13 protein-coding genes and 1 pseudogene are annotated in these 16,712 nt (G+C 67.0%); 3 read left to right on the top strand and 11 right to left on the bottom strand.

Going from position 1 to position 16,712, the window contains the following annotated elements; genetic code table 11:
• Window positions 1-69: 69 nt before the first annotated feature.
• The 3 genes from nhaA to IPM60_16325 all read right to left on the bottom strand — a co-directional run bounded on the left by nhaA (window position 70) and on the right by IPM60_16325 (window position 4,028).
• Window positions 70-1,281, bottom strand: coding sequence for a Na+/H+ antiporter NhaA (gene nhaA, locus IPM60_16315; protein ID MBK8909375.1), 1,212 nt, complete (start codon window positions 1,279-1,281; stop codon window positions 70-72).
• A gap of 105 nt (window positions 1,282-1,386) precedes the next feature.
• Window positions 1,387-2,616, bottom strand: a complete 1,230-nt coding sequence (locus IPM60_16320; protein MBK8909376.1) for an acetate/propionate family kinase — start codon at window positions 2,614-2,616, stop codon at window positions 1,387-1,389.
• Window positions 2,617-2,621: 5 nt separating this feature from the next.
• Window positions 2,622-4,028, bottom strand: a complete 1,407-nt coding sequence (locus IPM60_16325; GenBank protein MBK8909377.1) for a bifunctional enoyl-CoA hydratase/phosphate acetyltransferase — start codon at window positions 4,026-4,028, stop codon at window positions 2,622-2,624.
• Window positions 4,029-4,141: 113 nt separating this feature from the next.
• Between IPM60_16325 and IPM60_16330 the strand changes: the two genes are divergently transcribed.
• Complete coding sequence (locus tag IPM60_16330; protein ID MBK8909378.1) at window positions 4,142-5,374, top strand: class I SAM-dependent methyltransferase; 1,233 nt, start codon at window positions 4,142-4,144, stop codon at window positions 5,372-5,374.
• Between the two features lie 124 nt (window positions 5,375-5,498).
• The gene (locus IPM60_16335) at window positions 5,499-7,151 is read left to right on the top strand and encodes a lysine--tRNA ligase (GenBank protein ID MBK8909379.1); all 1,653 of its coding nucleotides are present in this window, start codon (window positions 5,499-5,501) and stop codon (window positions 7,149-7,151) included.
• Here the strand turns inward: IPM60_16335 and IPM60_16340 are convergent.
• The 7 genes and pseudogenes from IPM60_16340 to IPM60_16370 all read right to left on the bottom strand — a co-directional run bounded on the left by IPM60_16340 (window position 7,146) and on the right by IPM60_16370 (window position 13,894).
• The gene (locus tag IPM60_16340; protein MBK8909380.1) at window positions 7,146-7,886 is read right to left on the bottom strand and encodes a formate/nitrite transporter family protein; all 741 of its coding nucleotides are present in this window, start codon (window positions 7,884-7,886) and stop codon (window positions 7,146-7,148) included. The two genes, IPM60_16335 and IPM60_16340, sit on opposite strands and share 6 nt — an antisense overlap.
• Window positions 7,887-8,072: 186 nt before the next feature.
• Window positions 8,073-8,969, bottom strand: coding sequence for a lauroyl acyltransferase (locus IPM60_16345; GenBank protein MBK8909381.1), 897 nt, complete (start codon window positions 8,967-8,969; stop codon window positions 8,073-8,075).
• Window positions 8,959-9,942 (bottom strand): tetraacyldisaccharide 4'-kinase, encoded by a 984-nt coding sequence (locus IPM60_16350; GenBank protein ID MBK8909382.1) that lies wholly within the window; start codon window positions 9,940-9,942, stop codon window positions 8,959-8,961. The genes IPM60_16345 and IPM60_16350 overlap by 11 nt, the downstream gene beginning before the upstream one ends.
• Window positions 9,929-11,317, bottom strand: a complete 1,389-nt coding sequence (locus tag IPM60_16355) for a 3-deoxy-D-manno-octulosonic acid transferase (protein ID MBK8909383.1) — start codon at window positions 11,315-11,317, stop codon at window positions 9,929-9,931. The genes IPM60_16350 and IPM60_16355 overlap by 14 nt, the downstream gene beginning before the upstream one ends.
• Window positions 11,254-11,967 carry a lysophospholipid acyltransferase family protein gene (locus tag IPM60_16360; GenBank protein ID MBK8909384.1) on the bottom strand — a complete coding sequence of 238 codons (714 nt, stop codon included), beginning with the start codon at window positions 11,965-11,967 and terminating at the stop codon, window positions 11,254-11,256. The genes IPM60_16355 and IPM60_16360 overlap by 64 nt, the downstream gene beginning before the upstream one ends.
• Window positions 11,968-12,104: 137 nt before the next feature.
• The gene (locus IPM60_16365) at window positions 12,105-13,154 is read right to left on the bottom strand and encodes a glycosyltransferase family 1 protein (protein ID MBK8909385.1); all 1,050 of its coding nucleotides are present in this window, start codon (window positions 13,152-13,154) and stop codon (window positions 12,105-12,107) included.
• Window positions 13,124-13,894: pseudogene (locus IPM60_16370) on the bottom strand (UDP-2,3-diacylglucosamine diphosphatase). Before IPM60_16370 ends, IPM60_16365 begins: the two are co-directional and overlap by 31 nt.
• Before the next feature lie 187 nt (window positions 13,895-14,081).
• Between IPM60_16370 and IPM60_16375 the strand changes: the two are divergent.
• On the top strand, window positions 14,082-15,059 hold the full coding sequence (locus IPM60_16375; GenBank protein ID MBK8909386.1) for an acylglycerol kinase family protein: 978 nt from the start codon (window positions 14,082-14,084) through the stop codon (window positions 15,057-15,059).
• A 215-nt stretch (window positions 15,060-15,274) separates the two neighbouring features.
• Here the strand turns inward: IPM60_16375 and IPM60_16380 are convergent, their stop codons facing one another.
• Window positions 15,275-16,618 carry a TldD/PmbA family protein gene (locus IPM60_16380; GenBank protein ID MBK8909387.1) on the bottom strand — a complete coding sequence of 448 codons (1,344 nt, stop codon included), beginning with the start codon at window positions 16,616-16,618 and terminating at the stop codon, window positions 15,275-15,277.
• Window positions 16,619-16,712 lie beyond the last annotated feature (94 nt).

Below are 16,712 nucleotides of genomic sequence, written 5' to 3' on the forward strand. Positions count from 1 at the left end.
TGTGGCGGCGCGAGATCCACGCCGCCTCTAGGCCGGACGGCGGAATGACGGGCTTCGCCCTGATCCACCCTATGGCTGCGGCGCCGGCTCGGCGGCCACGGGCCTCGGCTTGCGCGCGAGTAGCAGCACCAGAAAGCCGGTGACGGCGGACAGGAGCGAGCCGGTGATGACGCCGAGGCGGACCGGCGCGTCGAACTGGGCGTGCTCCCAGGCGAGGCCGCCGATGAACAGGCTCATGGTGAAGCCGATGCCGCACAACAGCGCCACGCCATAGAGGTGCAGATACGTGGCGCCGTCGGGCATGCTGGCGAAGCCGCGGCGGATCATCAGCCAGAAACACCCGAACACGCCGATCTGCTTGCCGATGAACAGGCCGGCAGCAATCCCTAGCGTCACCGGCTCTAACAGGCTCTCAAGACCGATGCCGGCGAACGAGACGCCTGCGTTGGCGAAAGCGAAGATCGGCAGGACACCGAACGCCACCCACCTGTGTAATTCGTGCTCCAGGTGCTTGAGGGGGGAATGGCCGTGGGCATCCGTGGTGCGAAGCGGTATGGTCATGGCCAGTACGACGCCGGCGAGGGTGGCGTGGACGCCCGACTTCAGCACCGCGACCCACATGACGGCGCCGATTACGATGTAGGGGGAAGTGCGGGTGACGCCGAACAGATTGAGGGCTACCAGCACCGCTATGGCAAGGCCGGCGACGCCCAGGGCTTCCACGGAAAGTTGTGCCGTGTAGAACGTCGCGATGATGATGATGGCGCCCAAGTCGTCGAAGATGGCGATGGCGGTGAGGAGGATTTTCAGCGACAGCGGCACCCGACGGCCGAGCAGCGCCAGGATGCCGAGTGCGAAGCCGATGTCGGTGGCGGCGGGAATCGCCCAGCCATTGAGATTCATCGGCGCCCCGAGGTTAATCACCACGTAGATCAGCGCCGGGACGGCCATGCCGCCGATGGCCGCGACGCCGGGCAGCATCGCCTGCGACGTCGTCGACAGTTCGCCCTCCAGGAACTCCCGCTTGACCTCCAGCCCGACCAGAAAGAAAAACACCGCCATCAGGCCGTCGTTGATCCACAGCAATAGCGGCTTGTGGAGATCGACGGCGCCGACGCGGATTTGCACCGGCAGATCGAGGAACGCCTGGTAGACGGGTGCGGCTGCGGAGTTGGCGACGACGACGGCGATTGCCGCGGCAATGACGAGCAGGATGCCGCCGGCGGCCTCCATCCGGAAAAAATCGCGCAAGGCGTTGAACGGTGCCGATGCCGCCAGCATGTCGCCTCCCTTCGAGTCACTCCTATGCAGCCGTAGAGCGCCCGCGTCAACGGATGACGTGATAGTCAGCCGCCCACACACATGCGCCGGCGGTGACGCGACGGTTCAACGACCCCCGACGATCGCCGACACGGTGTGGAGGGCGATCATCCGTTCCTCGTCGGTCGGTATGACCCACGCCGAGACGGGACTGTCGGGCTCGCTGATTCGGAAACCTGCAGTGGCGCTGGGGGTGACGCCCGGAGTGGCGTCAGCGGGAGTGTTGGCGGTGTTGTTGGCGGCGGCGTCGAGACGAACGCCGAGCCAGGCGGCGCGGCGGCAGACTCGGGCGCGGATCTCGGCGGCGTGCTCGCCGATGCCGGCGGTAAACACGATGGCGTCGAGGCCCTCGAGCACCGCCGCGAGCGCGCCCAGGTGCTTGGCGATGTGGTAGACAAAGAGGTCAATCGCCTCGGCGGCGCGGGGATCGTTGCTGGCGAGCAGGGTGCGCATGTCGTTGCTGATGCCGGACACGCCGAGCAGGCCGGATTCGTTGTAGAGCAGCCGCTCGATGGCCGCCGCGTCCATACCCAGCGCCTGCATGAAGTAGAGCAGGACCCCGGGATCAAGCGCGCCCGGACGGGTGCCCATGGGCAGGCCGTCGAGCCCGCTGAAGCCAATGGTGCTGTCGATGCTGCGCCCGTCCCGGATCGCGCACATGCTGGCGCCGCTGCCGAGATGAGCGACGACGACCCGCGACGCCTCCGGGCAGACCTCCGGCAGCTTGCGGGCGATGTATTCGTAGGACAGACCGTGGAAGCCGTAACGGCGGATGCCGCGCTCGGTCATGTGCCGGGGCAGGGCGAAGAGCTGCGCGACCCGCGGCAGGGTGCCATGGAAGGTGTTGTCGAAGCACGCGACTTGCGGCAAGTGCGGGTGCTCTTCCGCCAAGGCCCGGATCGCCGCGATGTTGTGGGGCAGGTGCAGCGGAAAGAACGGAACCAGCGCCGAGATACCGTCGACGATCCGATCATCGAGCAGCGTCGGCCCCTGGTACGACGCGCCGCCGAACACGACGCGGTGGCCGGCGGCGATGATGCGAAGCCCGCCGGCATGGTCCTCGATCCACTGGAAGATGTAGGCAAGCGCGTCGGTGTGGGAGATCGCCGCCGGCCAGCGGTGCTCGCCGACGCGCTGGCCGGCGGCGTTTTCGCATGCGAATTGTGGCTCGCCGCGCAGGCGCTCGATCTTGCCTTTGCCGAGCAGCCGCGGCTCCGCTGCGCCGGTGTCGGCGGCGTAGCTTGCGAACTTGATGCTGGAAGAACCGGCGTTTATGACCAGGATGGCATCGGTCACCGCCGCTACTCCGCAGCCGCCTTCAGCATCGCCCTGCCGCGGCGCTGAGCGTCGGCCATCAGCACCGAGAGCGCGCACGAGGCGAGCCGGGTCTCGGCGCTGTCGGCGCGGCTGGTCAGAACTACCGGCACGCGGGCGCCGAGCAGGAGGCCCGCCGCCTCTGCATCGGCCATGAATGTCAACTGCTTGGCCAGCATGTTGCCGGCTTCGAGGTCGGGAACCACGAGAATGTCGGCCATGCCGGCGACCGGGGAGACGATGCCCTTGGTTCGCGCCGCGTCGAGGTCGACGGCATTGTCGAAGGCGAGCGGACCATCGACGATGCCGCCGGTGATCTGGCCACGGTCGGCCATTTTGCAGAGTGCCGCCGCGTCTATTGTGGCGGGCATGGCCGGATCGACCGTCTCGACCGCGGCGAGAATGGCAACTTTCGGTTGTTCGTAGCCGATGGCCTGGGCGAGCTCGATCGCGTTCTGGCAGATGTCGCGCTTGATCACGAGGTCCGGGGCGATGTTGATGGCGGCGTCGGTCAGCATGATCGGCCGCTCGTAGGTGGAAACGGCAAGGCAGAAACAATGGCTGAGCCGCCGCTCGGTCCTGAGCCCGGCGCCCTTTTTCAGTATGGCATGCAGCAGTTCGTCGGTGTGCAGGCTGCCCTTCATCAGATTCACGGCGTTGCCGCAGCGTACCAGCTCCACGGCCAGCTCGGCGGCGTGGTGGCTGTGCTCAGCCGGCACCAGCCGATAGGGCGTGATGTCGATTCCGGCGCTCTCGGCGATGGCGCGGATCTTGCGTTCGGGGCCGACCAGGATAGGGGTGATGAGATTGCGTTCGGCGGCCTCGACCGCGCCGACCAGGGCGTCCTCGCTGCACGGGTGGACAACGGCGGTGGCCAGCGGATCCAGCGCTTCAGACCTTTCGATCAGGGCGCGGAAGCGGTCCTTGCGGCGGAGCTGGACCAACGGCAGATCCTGGATAGGCTGGCGGACCTTCTCCCTCGGCGCCAGGATCTCCGCGGTCGCGACCAGAAGTTCGCGGCCTGCCGGGTCGGCGCAGCGGCAATCCAGGATCACCACGCCGGTTTCCTCCCGCTTATCGACCACGATCACCGTCGCCGTCACCTGGGTGCCGACCGCCAGTTTGTGGCGGAATTCGATCTGGAAGGACTTGGTGATGGAGCCGAGCCCCGGAAGCTGCATCCCAATGAGCGTCGACAACAGCGTCGCGCCCCACATGCCGCTGGCGCCCGCCTCTTCCAGACTGCCCGGCAAGTGATTCAAGTGGGCAATATAGGTCAGGTTGACATTGCCGGTCACGGCGGCCCAAGTCTCGACGTCGTCGAGGCGGAGCGCGCGGGTCACGCTGGCAGTGTCGCCAACCCGGATTTCGTCGAACGTCCGGTTTTCGAGCATCTTGTTCAAGGGCTCGCCCTCCTCGGCAGCTACCGTAGTGTGTAGCACCTGCTGCGTTGCAGCAAAAGTTGAGTTTGCATTGCAGCATTCGAGCTTGAGCGAGAGGCACGCACATGGACCGGGATCCAGTCAGGGAGCAATACGAGGCGTTCCCGTATCCGCCGCGGGATCCCGCTGACGAGGCGCGGCGCTTGGTGACCGGTTCGCCGAGCCATCTGGATGAGCTGAACTACTACGTGTTCGGCGGCGCCCGCGACTTCAAGAAGCCGTTCCGGGCCCTTATCGCCGGCGGCGGCACCGGCGATGCGACGATCATGCTGGGACAGCAACTGGCCGATCGCGGCGCGGCGGCAGAGGTCGTCTATCTTGACGTGTCGAAGGCCAGCCGCCGCATTGCCGAAGCGCGGGCCGCCGCTCGCGGGCTCGCCAACATCCGTTTTGTGACCGGCTCGATCATCGATGCGCCGGCGGCCGGGCTCGGCCGGTTCGACTACGTGGATTGCTGCGGCGTTCTGCACCATCTGGCCGAGCCGGCGGCCGGGCTCAAGACGCTCACCAGCATGCTCGCGCCCGGCGGCGGCATCGGGCTGATGCTATACGGGGAGCTCGGGCGGACCGGCGTCTACCCGGTTCAGCGGATGATGGCGATGGTTGCCGGCGGAGACGCGCCTCGGCAACGGCTGGATCTGGCGCACCGCCTGCTCCGCCAGCTTCCCGAAAGCAACTGGCTCCGCCGCAACCCATTCGTGCAGGATCATCTGCGGCATGGCGATGCCGGCCTTTACGACCTCCTGCTTCATGAACGTGACCGCGCCTACCTGGTGCCGGAGATTGCCGCACTGGCCGCCGGAGCGGGGCTCCGCATCACCGCATTCATCGAGCCTGCTTTCTACGACCCGGCGAGCTACCTGAGCGATGCCGCGCTCCTGGCGCGTGTCGCGCGGCTGCCGTGGCTCGAGCGCTGCGCCTTCGCCGAACTCCTGGCCGGCAACATGCGCAAGCACGTGTTCTACGCGGTCGCTGCCGACAATCCGGTAGCGCCGCCCGATCCGCGGGACCTATCCGCCATCCCCGTCCTGCGCGATCTGGAACCAACGGCCCCAGGAGCGGCTACGACCGGCGCCGCCATTTCTGCGTCGGTCGACGGGATCACGATCCGCCGGCCCTTCCCGCCGCTAGGGGGGGCAATCGTGGCGCGGATCGACGGGCGCCGATCCCTGGCCGCCATCCTCGAAGACCTGCGACGGGTCGATCCGAAGCTCGGCCGGCGGACGTTCACCGAGCAGTTCGTCGCCCTTCATGCAGCCCTCAACGGACTCGGCAAGCTCTACATCGCTCGTCGATGAGCGCATGCCACGGAACCATCCGCGCCGCCGGTCGATGATCGAGATCCCGCACGACTGGCAGTTGCGCATTGGCGAGGCTTAATGTAGACCGCTCGCGATCCCTCTGGATCAACGGCCCCGGACAATGACCTCAATCGCACGCCCAGCCGCGGCCGCAACGCCGCTCGCCATTGATGACGACCTCCAAGCACTCGCCCACGCCAGCAACGCCTGGCCGTTCGCGGAGGCGCGGGCGCTGTTGAAGCGGCTCGGCGACACGAAGTCCGACAGGGGACCGGACCAGAGACCGGACAAGGGCTACGTGCTGTTCGAGACCGGGTATGGGCCGTCGGGGCTGCCGCACATCGGGACGTTCGGCGAGGTCGCCCGCACCTCCATGGTGCGCCATGCATTCGCGACGTTGAGCGACCTGCCGACCCGCCTGTTCGCGTTCTCCGACGACATGGACGGGCTCCGCAAGGTGCCGGACAACGTGCCCAACCGGGAGGCGATGGTCGCCCACCTCGGCAAGCCGCTGACCACCATTCCCGATCCTTTCGGCACCCACGAAAGCTTTGGCCACCACAACAATGCGCGCCTTCGCGCCTTTCTCGACGCCTTCGGCTTCGACTACACGTTCGTGAGCGCCACCGAGTGCTACCGGAGCGGCCGCTTCGACGCGATGCTGATACAGGTGCTGCGCCACTACGAGGCCGTCAAGCAGACCATCCTGCCGACCCTGGGGCCGGAGCGGCGCGCCACGTACAGCCCGTTCCTGCCGGTGTGCCCGGAGAGCGGCCGAGTGCTGCAGGTTCCGGTCGTCGCCCACGACCCCGCGGCCGGGACCATCACCTATGAGCGGGACGACGGCGTAAGCTGCGAAACACCCGTCACCGGCGGTCGCTGCAAGCTGCAGTGGAAGGCGGACTGGGCGATGCGGTGGGCAGCGCTCGACGTGGACTACGAAATGTACGGCAAGGACCTGATCGACTCGGCGACGTTGTCGGGGCGCATCTGTCGCATCCTCGGCGCCCGCCCGCCGGCCGGCTTCGCCTATGAGTTGTTCCTCGATGACAACGGCGAGAAAATCTCGAAATCCCGCGGCAATGGCCTTTCTATGGACGAGTGGCTGCGCTATGCGCCGCCCGAAAGCCTGGCGCTGTTCATGTTCCAGAAGCCGAAGGCAGCGAAGCGGCTCTACTTCGACGTGATTCCGCGGGCGGTGGACGACTACCTCGGCCTGCTCGAGCGTTTCCCCGGCCAGACCGAGGCCGAGCGGCTCAACAACCCGGTGTGGCACATCCACGGCGGCCATCCGCCGATCGAGGTGGCCACCCTCTCGTTCAATGTGCTGCTCAACCTCGCCAGCGTCTGCCACACCGAGGACAAGGCGGTGCTCTGGCACTTCATCGCCCGCTACTGCCCGGATGCCAAGCCGGAGACGGCGCCGGTGCTCGATCGGCTGGTCGGGCACGCCATCAACTACTACCGGGACTTCGTCAAGCCGGCGAAGCGCTACCGTGCGCCCACTCCGGAGGAGGCGGCGGCGTTGGAGGATCTGGCGGCGACGCTGGAGGCCCTTCCGGCGGACGCCTCCGCCGAGGCCATCCAGACGGAGGTCTACGAGGTCGGCAAGAGGCACCCGTCGTTCGCAGACCTCCGCGCCTGGTTCCAGTCCCTCTACCAGATCCTGCTCGGCCAGGACGAAGGGCCGCGCATGGGCTCGTTCATCGCCTTGTACGGGCGAAACGAGACGGTGGCGCTCATCCGCGATGTCATCTCCGGGCGGCGCTCATAGTTCCTCGTGCACCTGTACGTAGGACAGCATCGCGAACAGCACCGTGCCGCCGAACACGTTGCCGAACAGGGTCGGAAACAAGAACCCAAAAAACATGTCGAAGGGGCCGAGGTCGCTGTTGAGGACCAGCCAGAACGCCTCCACTGAGCCGGCGATGCAGTGAGTGAATTCGCCGAGGGCGATCACGTAGGTGATCAGGATAATCACGAAGACCTCGTTGCCCTTGGAGTTGGGGAGCACCCAGACCAGAACCGCGATCAGCCAGCCCGCGACGATGCCGCGCCAGAAGGTGTCGCCGGGCGACAGATCAGTCATGTGGCGGGCGATTTCGGTAAACGCCGTTTCCACATCCGGCGCGAACAGGCCGCTCTTGCTACAGAACAACGCGAACAGGAAGGCGCCGACCAGATTGGCCGCCAGCACGATCGCCCACAGCCGCAGCATGCACATCAGGGTCGTCTTGCCCTTACTCGCCATCACCGGCAGCACGGCGGTGATGGTGTTTTCGGTGAACAGTTGCTGACGGCCGAGAATGACCAGGAGAAAGCCCATCGTGTAGCCGAGATTGTCGACCAGCGGCCGCCACGGCGCATCCGGCAGATGGGCCCGCAGCAGACCTTCCGTTACCATGGAAAAACCGATCGAAATGCCGGCGGCGATACCGGAAAACCACAATCCGGATAGCGGCCGCCCAAGCTCGGCCTCGCCTTCCTGGCGAATGATTTCGTAAAGCATCGGCACCCGCGGCCGGATGCGCTCCTTCACGTCTTCGCGTTCGCTCTTGGTGAGATGGGGATTGGTGTCGGGACCGTCGTCGTTCTTGTTCATCGTCATTCCACAGTTTGGCAGCCGGTCGTCCAGAGCTATCATAACGTCCGCTGCACCGCCATCGCCTGACGCCGCGAATGGCGGCCGCGCTGGCTAGTCCGGCCAGCGGCGGTGGATCCAGAGCCACTGTTCCGGCCGTTCGCGGATCCAGGCTTCCAGGAGCGCGTTGACCTCGCGCATCGCTCTCGCCTCGTCGGCGCGGCGGTCGCCGGTATCCTGGAACGTCAGAGGCGGCAGGACGGTGATGCGAAAATGGGCGCCGCCGAGCCGCTCGGTCCGCACAGCGAACACCGGGCAGCCGTAACGTAGCGCCAATTGAGCCAACGCCGGGGCGGTCATGGCGTCGCGGCCAAAGAACGGCACCGGTATTCCGTCGTTCATCTTCTGATCGACCAGCAAGCCGAGGTGGGCGCCGCGGCGCAACAGGAAGAGCGCCCGTCGCGCGCCCTCCGACCCCTTCGGCAGCATCTCGGCCTCTCCGGAGCGGCGCAGGTCATAGAGCCAAGCCAAATATGGGTTGTTGGGAGCGCGATAGATCAGGTTGACGGGAACGCCGCGAGCTGCCGCGCAGAGGCCCATCAGTTCCCAGTTCGCGAGGTGGCCGGAGAAGAAGATGCCAGCGGCGCCGTCCTCGCGGGCCGCATCGACGTACTCCATCCCCACCACACTGATCCGGTCGCCGCCGTCGATCCCGCAGAATTGGTCCAGGTGGGGATATTCCAATGCGAAGCGCCCGATATTGTCCCACATGCCGCGGATGATGGCGTCGATCTCCGTCGATGACTTTTCCGGAAACGCGCGTTTCAGATTGAGCCGCGCGATTCGGGTCCGAGGGAGCATCGGACCGAAATGGCGGCCGAGCCACCCGCCGATCGCCGAGGCCTGATCGAGCGGCAGTCGACGGACTGCGATGAACAGGATGCGGAGGGCGACGGACTGGAGCCCGTAGATCGCGCGGAGCACCAGCGGGGGTCGCGGCTTACCGGCCATGGCGCAATGCGGCCTCCAGCAGTGCCTCGATGTCCGCTTCGTTGTCCCACACGAGGACCACCGGCAGAACCGTCACCCGGTTCGCAAATTCCTGGGGAACGCGTACGTGGTCCTTGGCGGTGGTCAGCACGATGGCACTTTGTCTGTCTGCCGAAGCGAGGATCGGCGCGAGGTCGCCGACCGCATAAGGATGATGATCCGGAAAGGGGTAAGACCCTACCAGTCGGCAGCCCAGACCCTGCACGGTGCGAAAAAACTTGTCGGGATCGGCAATTCCGGCAAAAGCGATGACCGGCCGGCCTTTGGCCAGCGCCGCCGGCAGGTCCAGCGGCGCGAGGCGGGCGCGGAGGACCGGGCGCGGTGACACCCGTGCCGACACTCCGGCGGTATCCTCGCCAATGATGGCCACCGCATCGGCGCGCTTCAATCCATGTTCAACCGGCTCCCGCAGCGGTCCCGCCGGCAGCACCCGTCCATTGCCGAAGCCGCGGCGGCCATCGACCACGATGAGGGCCAAGTCCTTGACGATGGCGGGGTTCTGAAAGCCGTCGTCCATGACCAGCACGTCGGCGCCAGCGGAGATGGCGGCACGGGCGCCGGCCGCCCGGTCGCGCGCCACCCAGGTCGGCCCCACCCGGGCGAGGAGAAGCGGCTCATCGCCGACGTCATGGGCGGAATGGCGTGCCGCATCGACCGCGGTCGGACCCGACGCGGTGCCTCCGTAGCCGCGGGTGAGGAAGTGCGCATCGAAGCCGCGTGCCGCCAGGCGCTGACCGATATCCATTGCCACCGGCGTTTTGCCGGCGCCGCCCGCTACCAGGTTGCCGACGCAGATGACCGGGACGGGCGCCCGCCACGAGCGGACGGAGCGCATCCGCAAGCCCGCGACGAGCCCGTAGGTTTTGGCTACGGGCGCCAGTAGACGTGACGTCAGCACGGCGTCGCGGCGATACCAGAAGTCAGGGGCGCGCATGCGGCACAGCCCCGGGTGGCGACAGCGGCGAAAGGTACGGCAGGATCGCATCGGCCACGCGGTCGAGCGCGCCCGCCTCGGCGGCGGCGACCGCTATCGCCGCCGCCGCACGTCGAGCCCGGTCGTCGTCATGCTGCAGCAGCGCCAGCACCGTCGTCGCCAGCATCCGGTCGTCGAGGACAGTCTGAGCCGCGCCGGAGGCTTCCAGCGCGGCCGCCACGCCTGCAAAGTTGGTCATGTCCGGGCCGAACAGCACGGCGCAGCCGAGTTGCGCGGCTTCCAGCGGATTCTGTCCGCCGCCGGCCATGGACTTCCTGGCCATGGCCTTGCCGGCCAGCGACTTGCCGATGAAGGCAATGGAGACGAGGCGGTAGAACAGGCCCAATTCGCCGATGGTGTCGCCCACGTGAACATCCGTTGCCGAGGTGATGGCCTCCCCAGCCGAGCGTCGCGTCACCGTCAGCCCTCGCGCGCTCAGCTGCCGGGCAATGGCCGCGCCGCGCTCCGGGTGGCGGGGAACGATCAGGCAGAGCGCGTTCGGCAAGGCGGCCTGCAGATGCCGGTGAGCCCGGGCGACAATGTCGTCCTCGCCCGGATGGGTGCTCGCCGCCAGCCAACAGGGTCGCGCGCCGATGGCCCCGCGCATCCGCGCCAGCTCCTCATCGTCCACCGGCAGCGGCGGCTTGGAGAACTTGAGGTTTCCGAGGCACGCGACGTTGCGCGCCCCGAGGTCTTGGAGGTGCTCGGCGTCGATCTCGCTTTGCGCGAACGAGACGGCGAACCGGGACAGCATGTGCGCGATCAGCGGCCGGTGCCCCCGCCAACGCGCGTTGGAACGTGGCGAGATCCGGCCCTGGACCAGGATCATGGCAGCGCCGCAAGCTGCGGTTTCGGTGATGAGGTTGGGCCAGAACTCCGATTCCGCCCACAGCGCGGCGTCGGGGCGCCAATGAGCGAGAAAGCGCCTCACGTAGCGGAGACGGTCCACGGGCGCGTACTGGTGGATCGCCCCGGCCGGGAGGCGATCCTCCATCAGGCGGGCGGAAGTTACCGTGCCGGTGGTCATCAACACGCTCGCGCCCGGACGACGCTCCCGCAGGCGCTCGATCAACGGCAGCAGCGACAGCGACTCGCCGACGCTGGCGGCGTGCACCCAGGTCAGCGGGCCGTCGGGCCGAGGACGGCTTGCGATGCCCAAGCGCTCGCGGAATCTCTCGGGATCCTCCTTCCCGCGCGCTCGCCGGCGGGCCAGGTGGAGGCGGATGAGCGGGCCGCCGAGGGTGGTCGCGGCGCGATAAAGGCCGAACTCACTCACGGGCTCGATGGATCCGGATCGGCCGGCGCGACAGGGTGGTGTCCGGTCATGCGGTCGCATTCGACGGTGATCGCGTTGAGGCTCTCCTCCAGCCGTCTCCGCGCCTGCTCCAGGGCCTCGGCATCGGCGTGGCGCGGCACCCGGATCTCTTTGCCGTAGATCACCACGCCTGAGTTGAACGGCCACACCACCAGAAAGCGGTCCCAGGAGTTGACAATCCGGCGGCGGCGCGCGCCGAAGCTGACCGGGACGATCGGCGCGCCCGAAAGGCTGGCGATGCGGATCACGCCCATCCGGGCGCGCATGCGCGGGCCCCGCGGGCCATCCGGCGTTATTCCGATGGTTTCGCCCGCTTTGAGCGCTGCGAGCAGTTCCCGAACCGCCGCCTTGCCGCCGCGCGACGACGAGCCCGTCGCGACCTTGAAGCCGAGCCAGCGGATGGTATCGGCGATGACCAAGCCGTCGCGGTGGCCGGAAATCAGCAGCCGCGCCGTCCCCGGCCACCGCCACGACCACGGGATCATCCACAGACGCCCGTGCCAGAAACATCCGATCATTGGCTGCCCCTGGTCCCAAAAGCGTTGCGGCGTCTCTTCGTTGATATAGGCCCACCGCCCCGTCGCGTGCACGAACCGCAGATACTGCGCCAGGATCCAGCACAGCATCCGGCGCACGGACGGGTTGGCGAGCAGCGACTTCAGCGATGTCATTCCCGGCTTCCGGAAGCGCAGCCGAGCGCCCGTGCCGCCGCTGTCGGAGCGTTGAAGCGGGCTCGGCTGCAACGCCGGCGACACTACCATGGCGGTTTGGCGACAACCAGTCGGGCCGCCGAGCGCTGCCGAGCCTCTTAGCGGAACACGTGGATGTTGTCGAGGAACTGGCGGACGCTGGCGTCCCAGGAATACCGCTCGGCATGCGCGCGGCAGATCTCCGGCGGCACGCCAAGGGCAGCGCGCACCGCTCTGCCCAGGTCCTCGTCCAGGCATCCGGCGCCCGCGCCGTCCAGCACATCGCGCGGTCCCGGCACCGGATAAGCGGCGACCGGGACACCGCAGGCGAGCGCTTCCAGCATGACCAGGCCGAAGGTGTCGGTGCGGCTCGGAAACACGAACACGTCGGCGGCTGCGTAATACTGCGCCAGCTCCTCGCCCTCCTTCGCGCCCGCGAACACCACGTCAGGGTAACGGGCTCGAAGTGCGGCGCGCTGCGGTCCGTCGCCGACGACCACCTTGGTGCCGTCGATGTCGAGGCGCAGGAAGTCCTCGATGTTCTTTTCGACCGAAACCCGTCCGACGAACAGGCTGATCGGGCGCGGGTACGGGAGCCCGTTCTTGGGCCGCGGCCGGAACAGCGCGGTGTCGACGCCGCGGGTCCAGCGCCTGATTCTGCGGAAGCCGCGGGCAGCAAGGTCGTCCTCAATGCTTTGGGTGGCGACCATCACCCCGGAAGAGGGCCGGTGGAACCAGCGAAGCCAGGCATAGGTCCATGTAGCCGGAATCCGCCAGCGCGCATGGATGTACTCGGGGAATCGAGTGTGAAACGCGGTGGTGAAGGGAAGCCCATGGCGCCGGCACCAGTTGCGGGCCGACAGACCCAAGGGGCCCTCGGTCGCGATGTGGATGGCGTTCGGCCGGAAGTCGCCGATGATCTGCCCCATGGTGCCCGGGCTCGCAACGGAAAGGCGGATCTCCGGGTAGGTCGGGCAGGGAACGGAGCGGAAGCCCTCCGGCGTGACATAGCGGACCTCCCGCCCCGATAGGACCAGGCGCGATCTCAGAGCTTCGAGCGTGCGAACGACGCCATTGACCTGAGGATACCAGGCATCGGTGACGAGGAGGATTCGTGCGCCATCCTGCCGATCGGCTCCGGGACCGGCTGCTCCATCATGTCCGCCCACCTCAGGATCTCCAGTCGCCCGTCCATTTGCTCGACCAGGGCGGTGCAGCTTTCAACCCAGTCGCCGTCATTGCAGTAAAGGATGCCGTCGATTTCCCGGATCTCGGCGGTGTGGATGTGTCCGCAGATGACGCCGTCGGCGCCACGATGCCGCGCCACGGCAACCACCGCCCGCTCATAGTTGCCGATATACTCGACGGCATTCTTGACCTTGTGCTTGAGGTACGCCGATAGCGACCAGTATGGAAATCCGAGCTTGCGGCGACAGTAATTGAACCAGGTGTTGACCCTGAGCGCCCAGATGTAGGCGTTGTCACCGACGACCGCGAGCCATTTTGCGTAGGTGACGACGCCGTCGAAGTGATCGCCGTGAAGGACCAGAAAGCGGCGGCCGTCCGCAGTGCGATGCATTGCCTCCAAGAGGATCGCCACGCTTCCGAACCGGTGCTGGGCGAGCGATCGGAAGTTCTCGTCGTGGTTTCCGGGGATGTAGATGACCCGGGTCCCCTTCCGTGCCTTGCGGAGGATCTTCTGAAGGACGTCGTTGTGCTCCTGGCGCCAGTACCAGGTCTTGCGGAGACGCCAGTAGTCGATGATATCACCGACAAGATAGAGGTAGTCGGATTCGGTGCGGCGCAGGAAATCCAGCAACATCCCGGCATTGCACCCGCGGGTCCCCAGATGAACGTCCGAGATGAATATGGATCGAAAGCAGAACCGACCCGGTGCGATCGCGTTCATGTTCCGTCGTGTGCCGTCTTATGAAAGTCGATGGTAACAACAGGTGTGCCATGCTAATTCTGTTGCTACGTTCTTGCCTAGCTTATTCTTATTCTTTCGCGCAACTTTAAAAAAGATGACGCCAAACCGTCACTTGTGATTCAATGGCACCGATCAAGAATTTTCGAGAAGCCGGATAGCTGTCAGCGTGATCACCTCGAACCTCCAGGGCATACCGATGCGCCGGCGTGTAATCGTCATCTATAATCCCATTGCCGGCTATTTCTCCGCGCGGCGGTTCGCGCGCATCCTCAAGCACGTCTCTGCGCTCGGCGCCACCGTCACCGTGCGACGCACGACCCGCCCGGGGGACGCGGAGCGGATGGCGGGCGAGGTGGACCGGGATGTCTGCGACGTGCTGGTCGCCGCCGGCGGCGACGGGACGCTGAACGAGATCGTCAACGGGCTCAAGGATCTGTCGCTGCCCCTCGCCGTAATGCCGATCGGCACGGCAAACGTGCTCGCCGCCGAGATTCGCATGCCGGAGCGCTCGCGCCATCGCGCGGACCATTGTCTTCGGCCGCCTGGAGCGGGTCAGCCTCGGCGTCGCCAACGGCCGCCGCTTTGTCATGATGGCCGGCGTCGGATTCGACGCGCACCTGGTAGCGCGCGTCGACCCCAAGGCCAAGCGGCTGTTCGGCCAGCTCGTCTACGTGGCGGAGCTACTGACCGGCATGTTCCGGTTCCCCTATCGCCGCTACCGCGTCGTGGTCGATGGCGCCTGTTTCGAGGCGACGTCGATCGTCGTCGCCAACGGGCACTACTACGGCGGCCGGTTCTGCTGCTCGCGCACGGCCTGCATCAACGACGCCAGCCTCGACGCCTGCCTGTTTCTGGGCGAGGGTCCATGGAGCGTCGTACGCTACGCCTTCGCGATCGCCCTCGGCCGCCTGGAGGCGCTCCACGATGTAAAGATCGTTCGCGGGTCCGAAATCACCATAGAAGGCGACGTAATCGAACCGGTCCAGTGCGACGGCGACGTCGCCTGCGCCCTGCCGCTCAGGGTTCATTCCACGGGCACGAACTTCACCTTCGTCGTCGGCTGTTGATGCCATCCTTCCGCTCTGCCGCAATGGCCGCACTTGAGCGCGCGAGCCGGCCCTGGGGGTCCTGCCGCCCGGACTGACGTCGCGTGTGCGCCTGTCGTTCGCTGCCCAGGCGATCGAGGCGTTGACGCAACAGCATCATCGGGACATGATTCCGGTCCTACGACCGCTGGTCCCGCGGGAAGGGGTGATCCTCGGCGTCGGCGGGCGCCCGGGGCAGTTTGCAAGCTTTTCTCCCAGCTGGCGCGTGCCGACCGCGTCTATACGCTCGAGCCCGGGGGTATGCGCAGAGCGTTTACACGCCGGCGACCGTCATGCCGTCGATGCGGAGGGTGGGGGAGTCGGTGCCGTAGCGGAACTCCAGGTCGTCGGCGGCGGTGACGTGGCGGAGCATGTCGAGGAGATTGCCGGCGACCGTTACTTCGCTGACCGGATAGGCGATCTCGCCGTTCTCGATCCAGAAGCCGCCTGCGCCGCGGCTGTAGTCGCCGGTGACGCCGTTGACGCCGAAGCCGATCAATTCGCACACCAGAAAGCCGATGTCGACGCTCCTGATCAGCGCCGTGCGGCTGATGGTCCCCGGCTCCAGGTAGAGATTGGTGGTGGTTGGGGACGGGGGCGATGACGTGCCGCGCGCCGCGTGCCCTGTCGTCTCCAAGCCCAGTTGGCGCGCCGAGCGCAGGTCGAGGATCCAGGACTGGAGCACCCCGCGCTCCACCACCGCCAGCCGCCGCGTCGCGATGCCCTCGCCGTCGAATGGGCGGGAGCGCAGGCCGCGGCGGCGAAGCGGATCGTCGACCACGTTGACTGCCTCGGGGAAGATCGCCTCGCCCATCTTGCCCCGGAGAAAGGTGGTGCCCCGGGCGACGGCGGTGCCGTTGATGGCCGCGGCGAGATGTCCTAGCAGGGAGCGCGCGACCCGCGGCTCGTAGATCACCGGCACCTGCGCCGACTTGGCCTTCCGCGGATGCAGCCGCCGGACCGCCCGCTCCCCGGCCGACCGACCGATCTCCTCCGGATCCCGCAGATCCTCGGCGTAGACGGCGCTGGCGAAGTCGTAGTCCCGCTCCATCTCCTGGCCGTGGCCGGCGAGAACCGAAACAGACACGCTGAAATCGGAGCGGGCGCGCTCTCGGGCAAAGCCGTTGCTGGCGACGATTGCCGAACGCCTCGAGCTCCACGCGGCTTCTCCGCCCTCGGAGTTGGTGATGCCGGGAACGGCGCGCGCCGCATCCTCCGCCGCCAGCGCACGCGCCGCCAGCTCGTCCGCGGACGGCTCCCCAGGATCGCGACTGTCCACCTCCGGGAACGACGTCGCCAACTGCTCCGCCGCGGCGAGGCCGCAGTAAGGATCCTCCGGCACTGCCCGCGCCATCGCCACGGCGCGATCCGCGAGTTCTCTGAGCGCGGCGTCGGTGTGGTCGGACGAGGAAACGATGGCTTGGCGCTTGCCGACGAACACCCGCAAGCCCACGTCGGCCTCTTCGGAGCCTTCGACCTGTTCCCGCTTCCCGAGACGACAGGTCACCACCAGGCTCCGTCCTTCGACGAAGACCGCATCCGCGGCGTCGGCGCCGGCCGCCTTGGCTTTGCGGACCAGATCGTCCAGCCGGTTCAACGGATCAATCGCATCAGCCATGGTGCCTCCTGAAGCGGCGTGGAAGGTGGTGGTCGCGCCCTGCCCTGATCGACCGCGTGCAATGCTTTCGTTGCGATACCCGACGCGGTGGATA

The organism is Rhodospirillales bacterium (assembly GCA_016710335.1).
In the GTDB taxonomy this organism is placed as follows: domain Bacteria; phylum Pseudomonadota; class Alphaproteobacteria; order Rhodospirillales; family Defluviicoccaceae; genus JADJXQ01.

What these genes read in the sequence shown, in the direction of transcription:
- IPM60_16360 (MBK8909384.1), bottom strand. Translation starts at nt 11,967, where the DNA reads ATGACATCGCTGAAGTCGCTGCTCGCCAACCCGTCCGTGCGCCGGATG.
- IPM60_16380 (MBK8909387.1), bottom strand. Translation starts at nt 16,618, where the DNA reads ATGGCTGATGCGATTGATCCGTTGAACCGGCTGGACGATCTGGTCCGC.
- IPM60_16345 (MBK8909381.1), bottom strand. Translation starts at nt 8,969, where the DNA reads ATGGCCGGTAAGCCGCGACCCCCGCTGGTGCTCCGCGCGATCTACGGG.
- IPM60_16330 (MBK8909378.1), top strand. Translation starts at nt 4,142, where the DNA reads ATGGACCGGGATCCAGTCAGGGAGCAATACGAGGCGTTCCCGTATCCG.
- IPM60_16335 (MBK8909379.1), top strand. Translation starts at nt 5,499, where the DNA reads ATGACCTCAATCGCACGCCCAGCCGCGGCCGCAACGCCGCTCGCCATT.
- IPM60_16350 (MBK8909382.1), bottom strand. Translation starts at nt 9,942, where the DNA reads ATGCGCGCCCCTGACTTCTGGTATCGCCGCGACGCCGTGCTGACGTCA.
- nhaA (MBK8909375.1), bottom strand. Translation starts at nt 1,281, where the DNA reads ATGCTGGCGGCATCGGCACCGTTCAACGCCTTGCGCGATTTTTTCCGG.
- IPM60_16340 (MBK8909380.1), bottom strand. Translation starts at nt 7,886, where the DNA reads ATGCTTTACGAAATCATTCGCCAGGAAGGCGAGGCCGAGCTTGGGCGG.
- IPM60_16355 (MBK8909383.1), bottom strand. Translation starts at nt 11,317, where the DNA reads ATGCGACCGCATGACCGGACACCACCCTGTCGCGCCGGCCGATCCGGA.
- IPM60_16325 (MBK8909377.1), bottom strand. Translation starts at nt 4,028, where the DNA reads ATGCTCGAAAACCGGACGTTCGACGAAATCCGGGTTGGCGACACTGCC.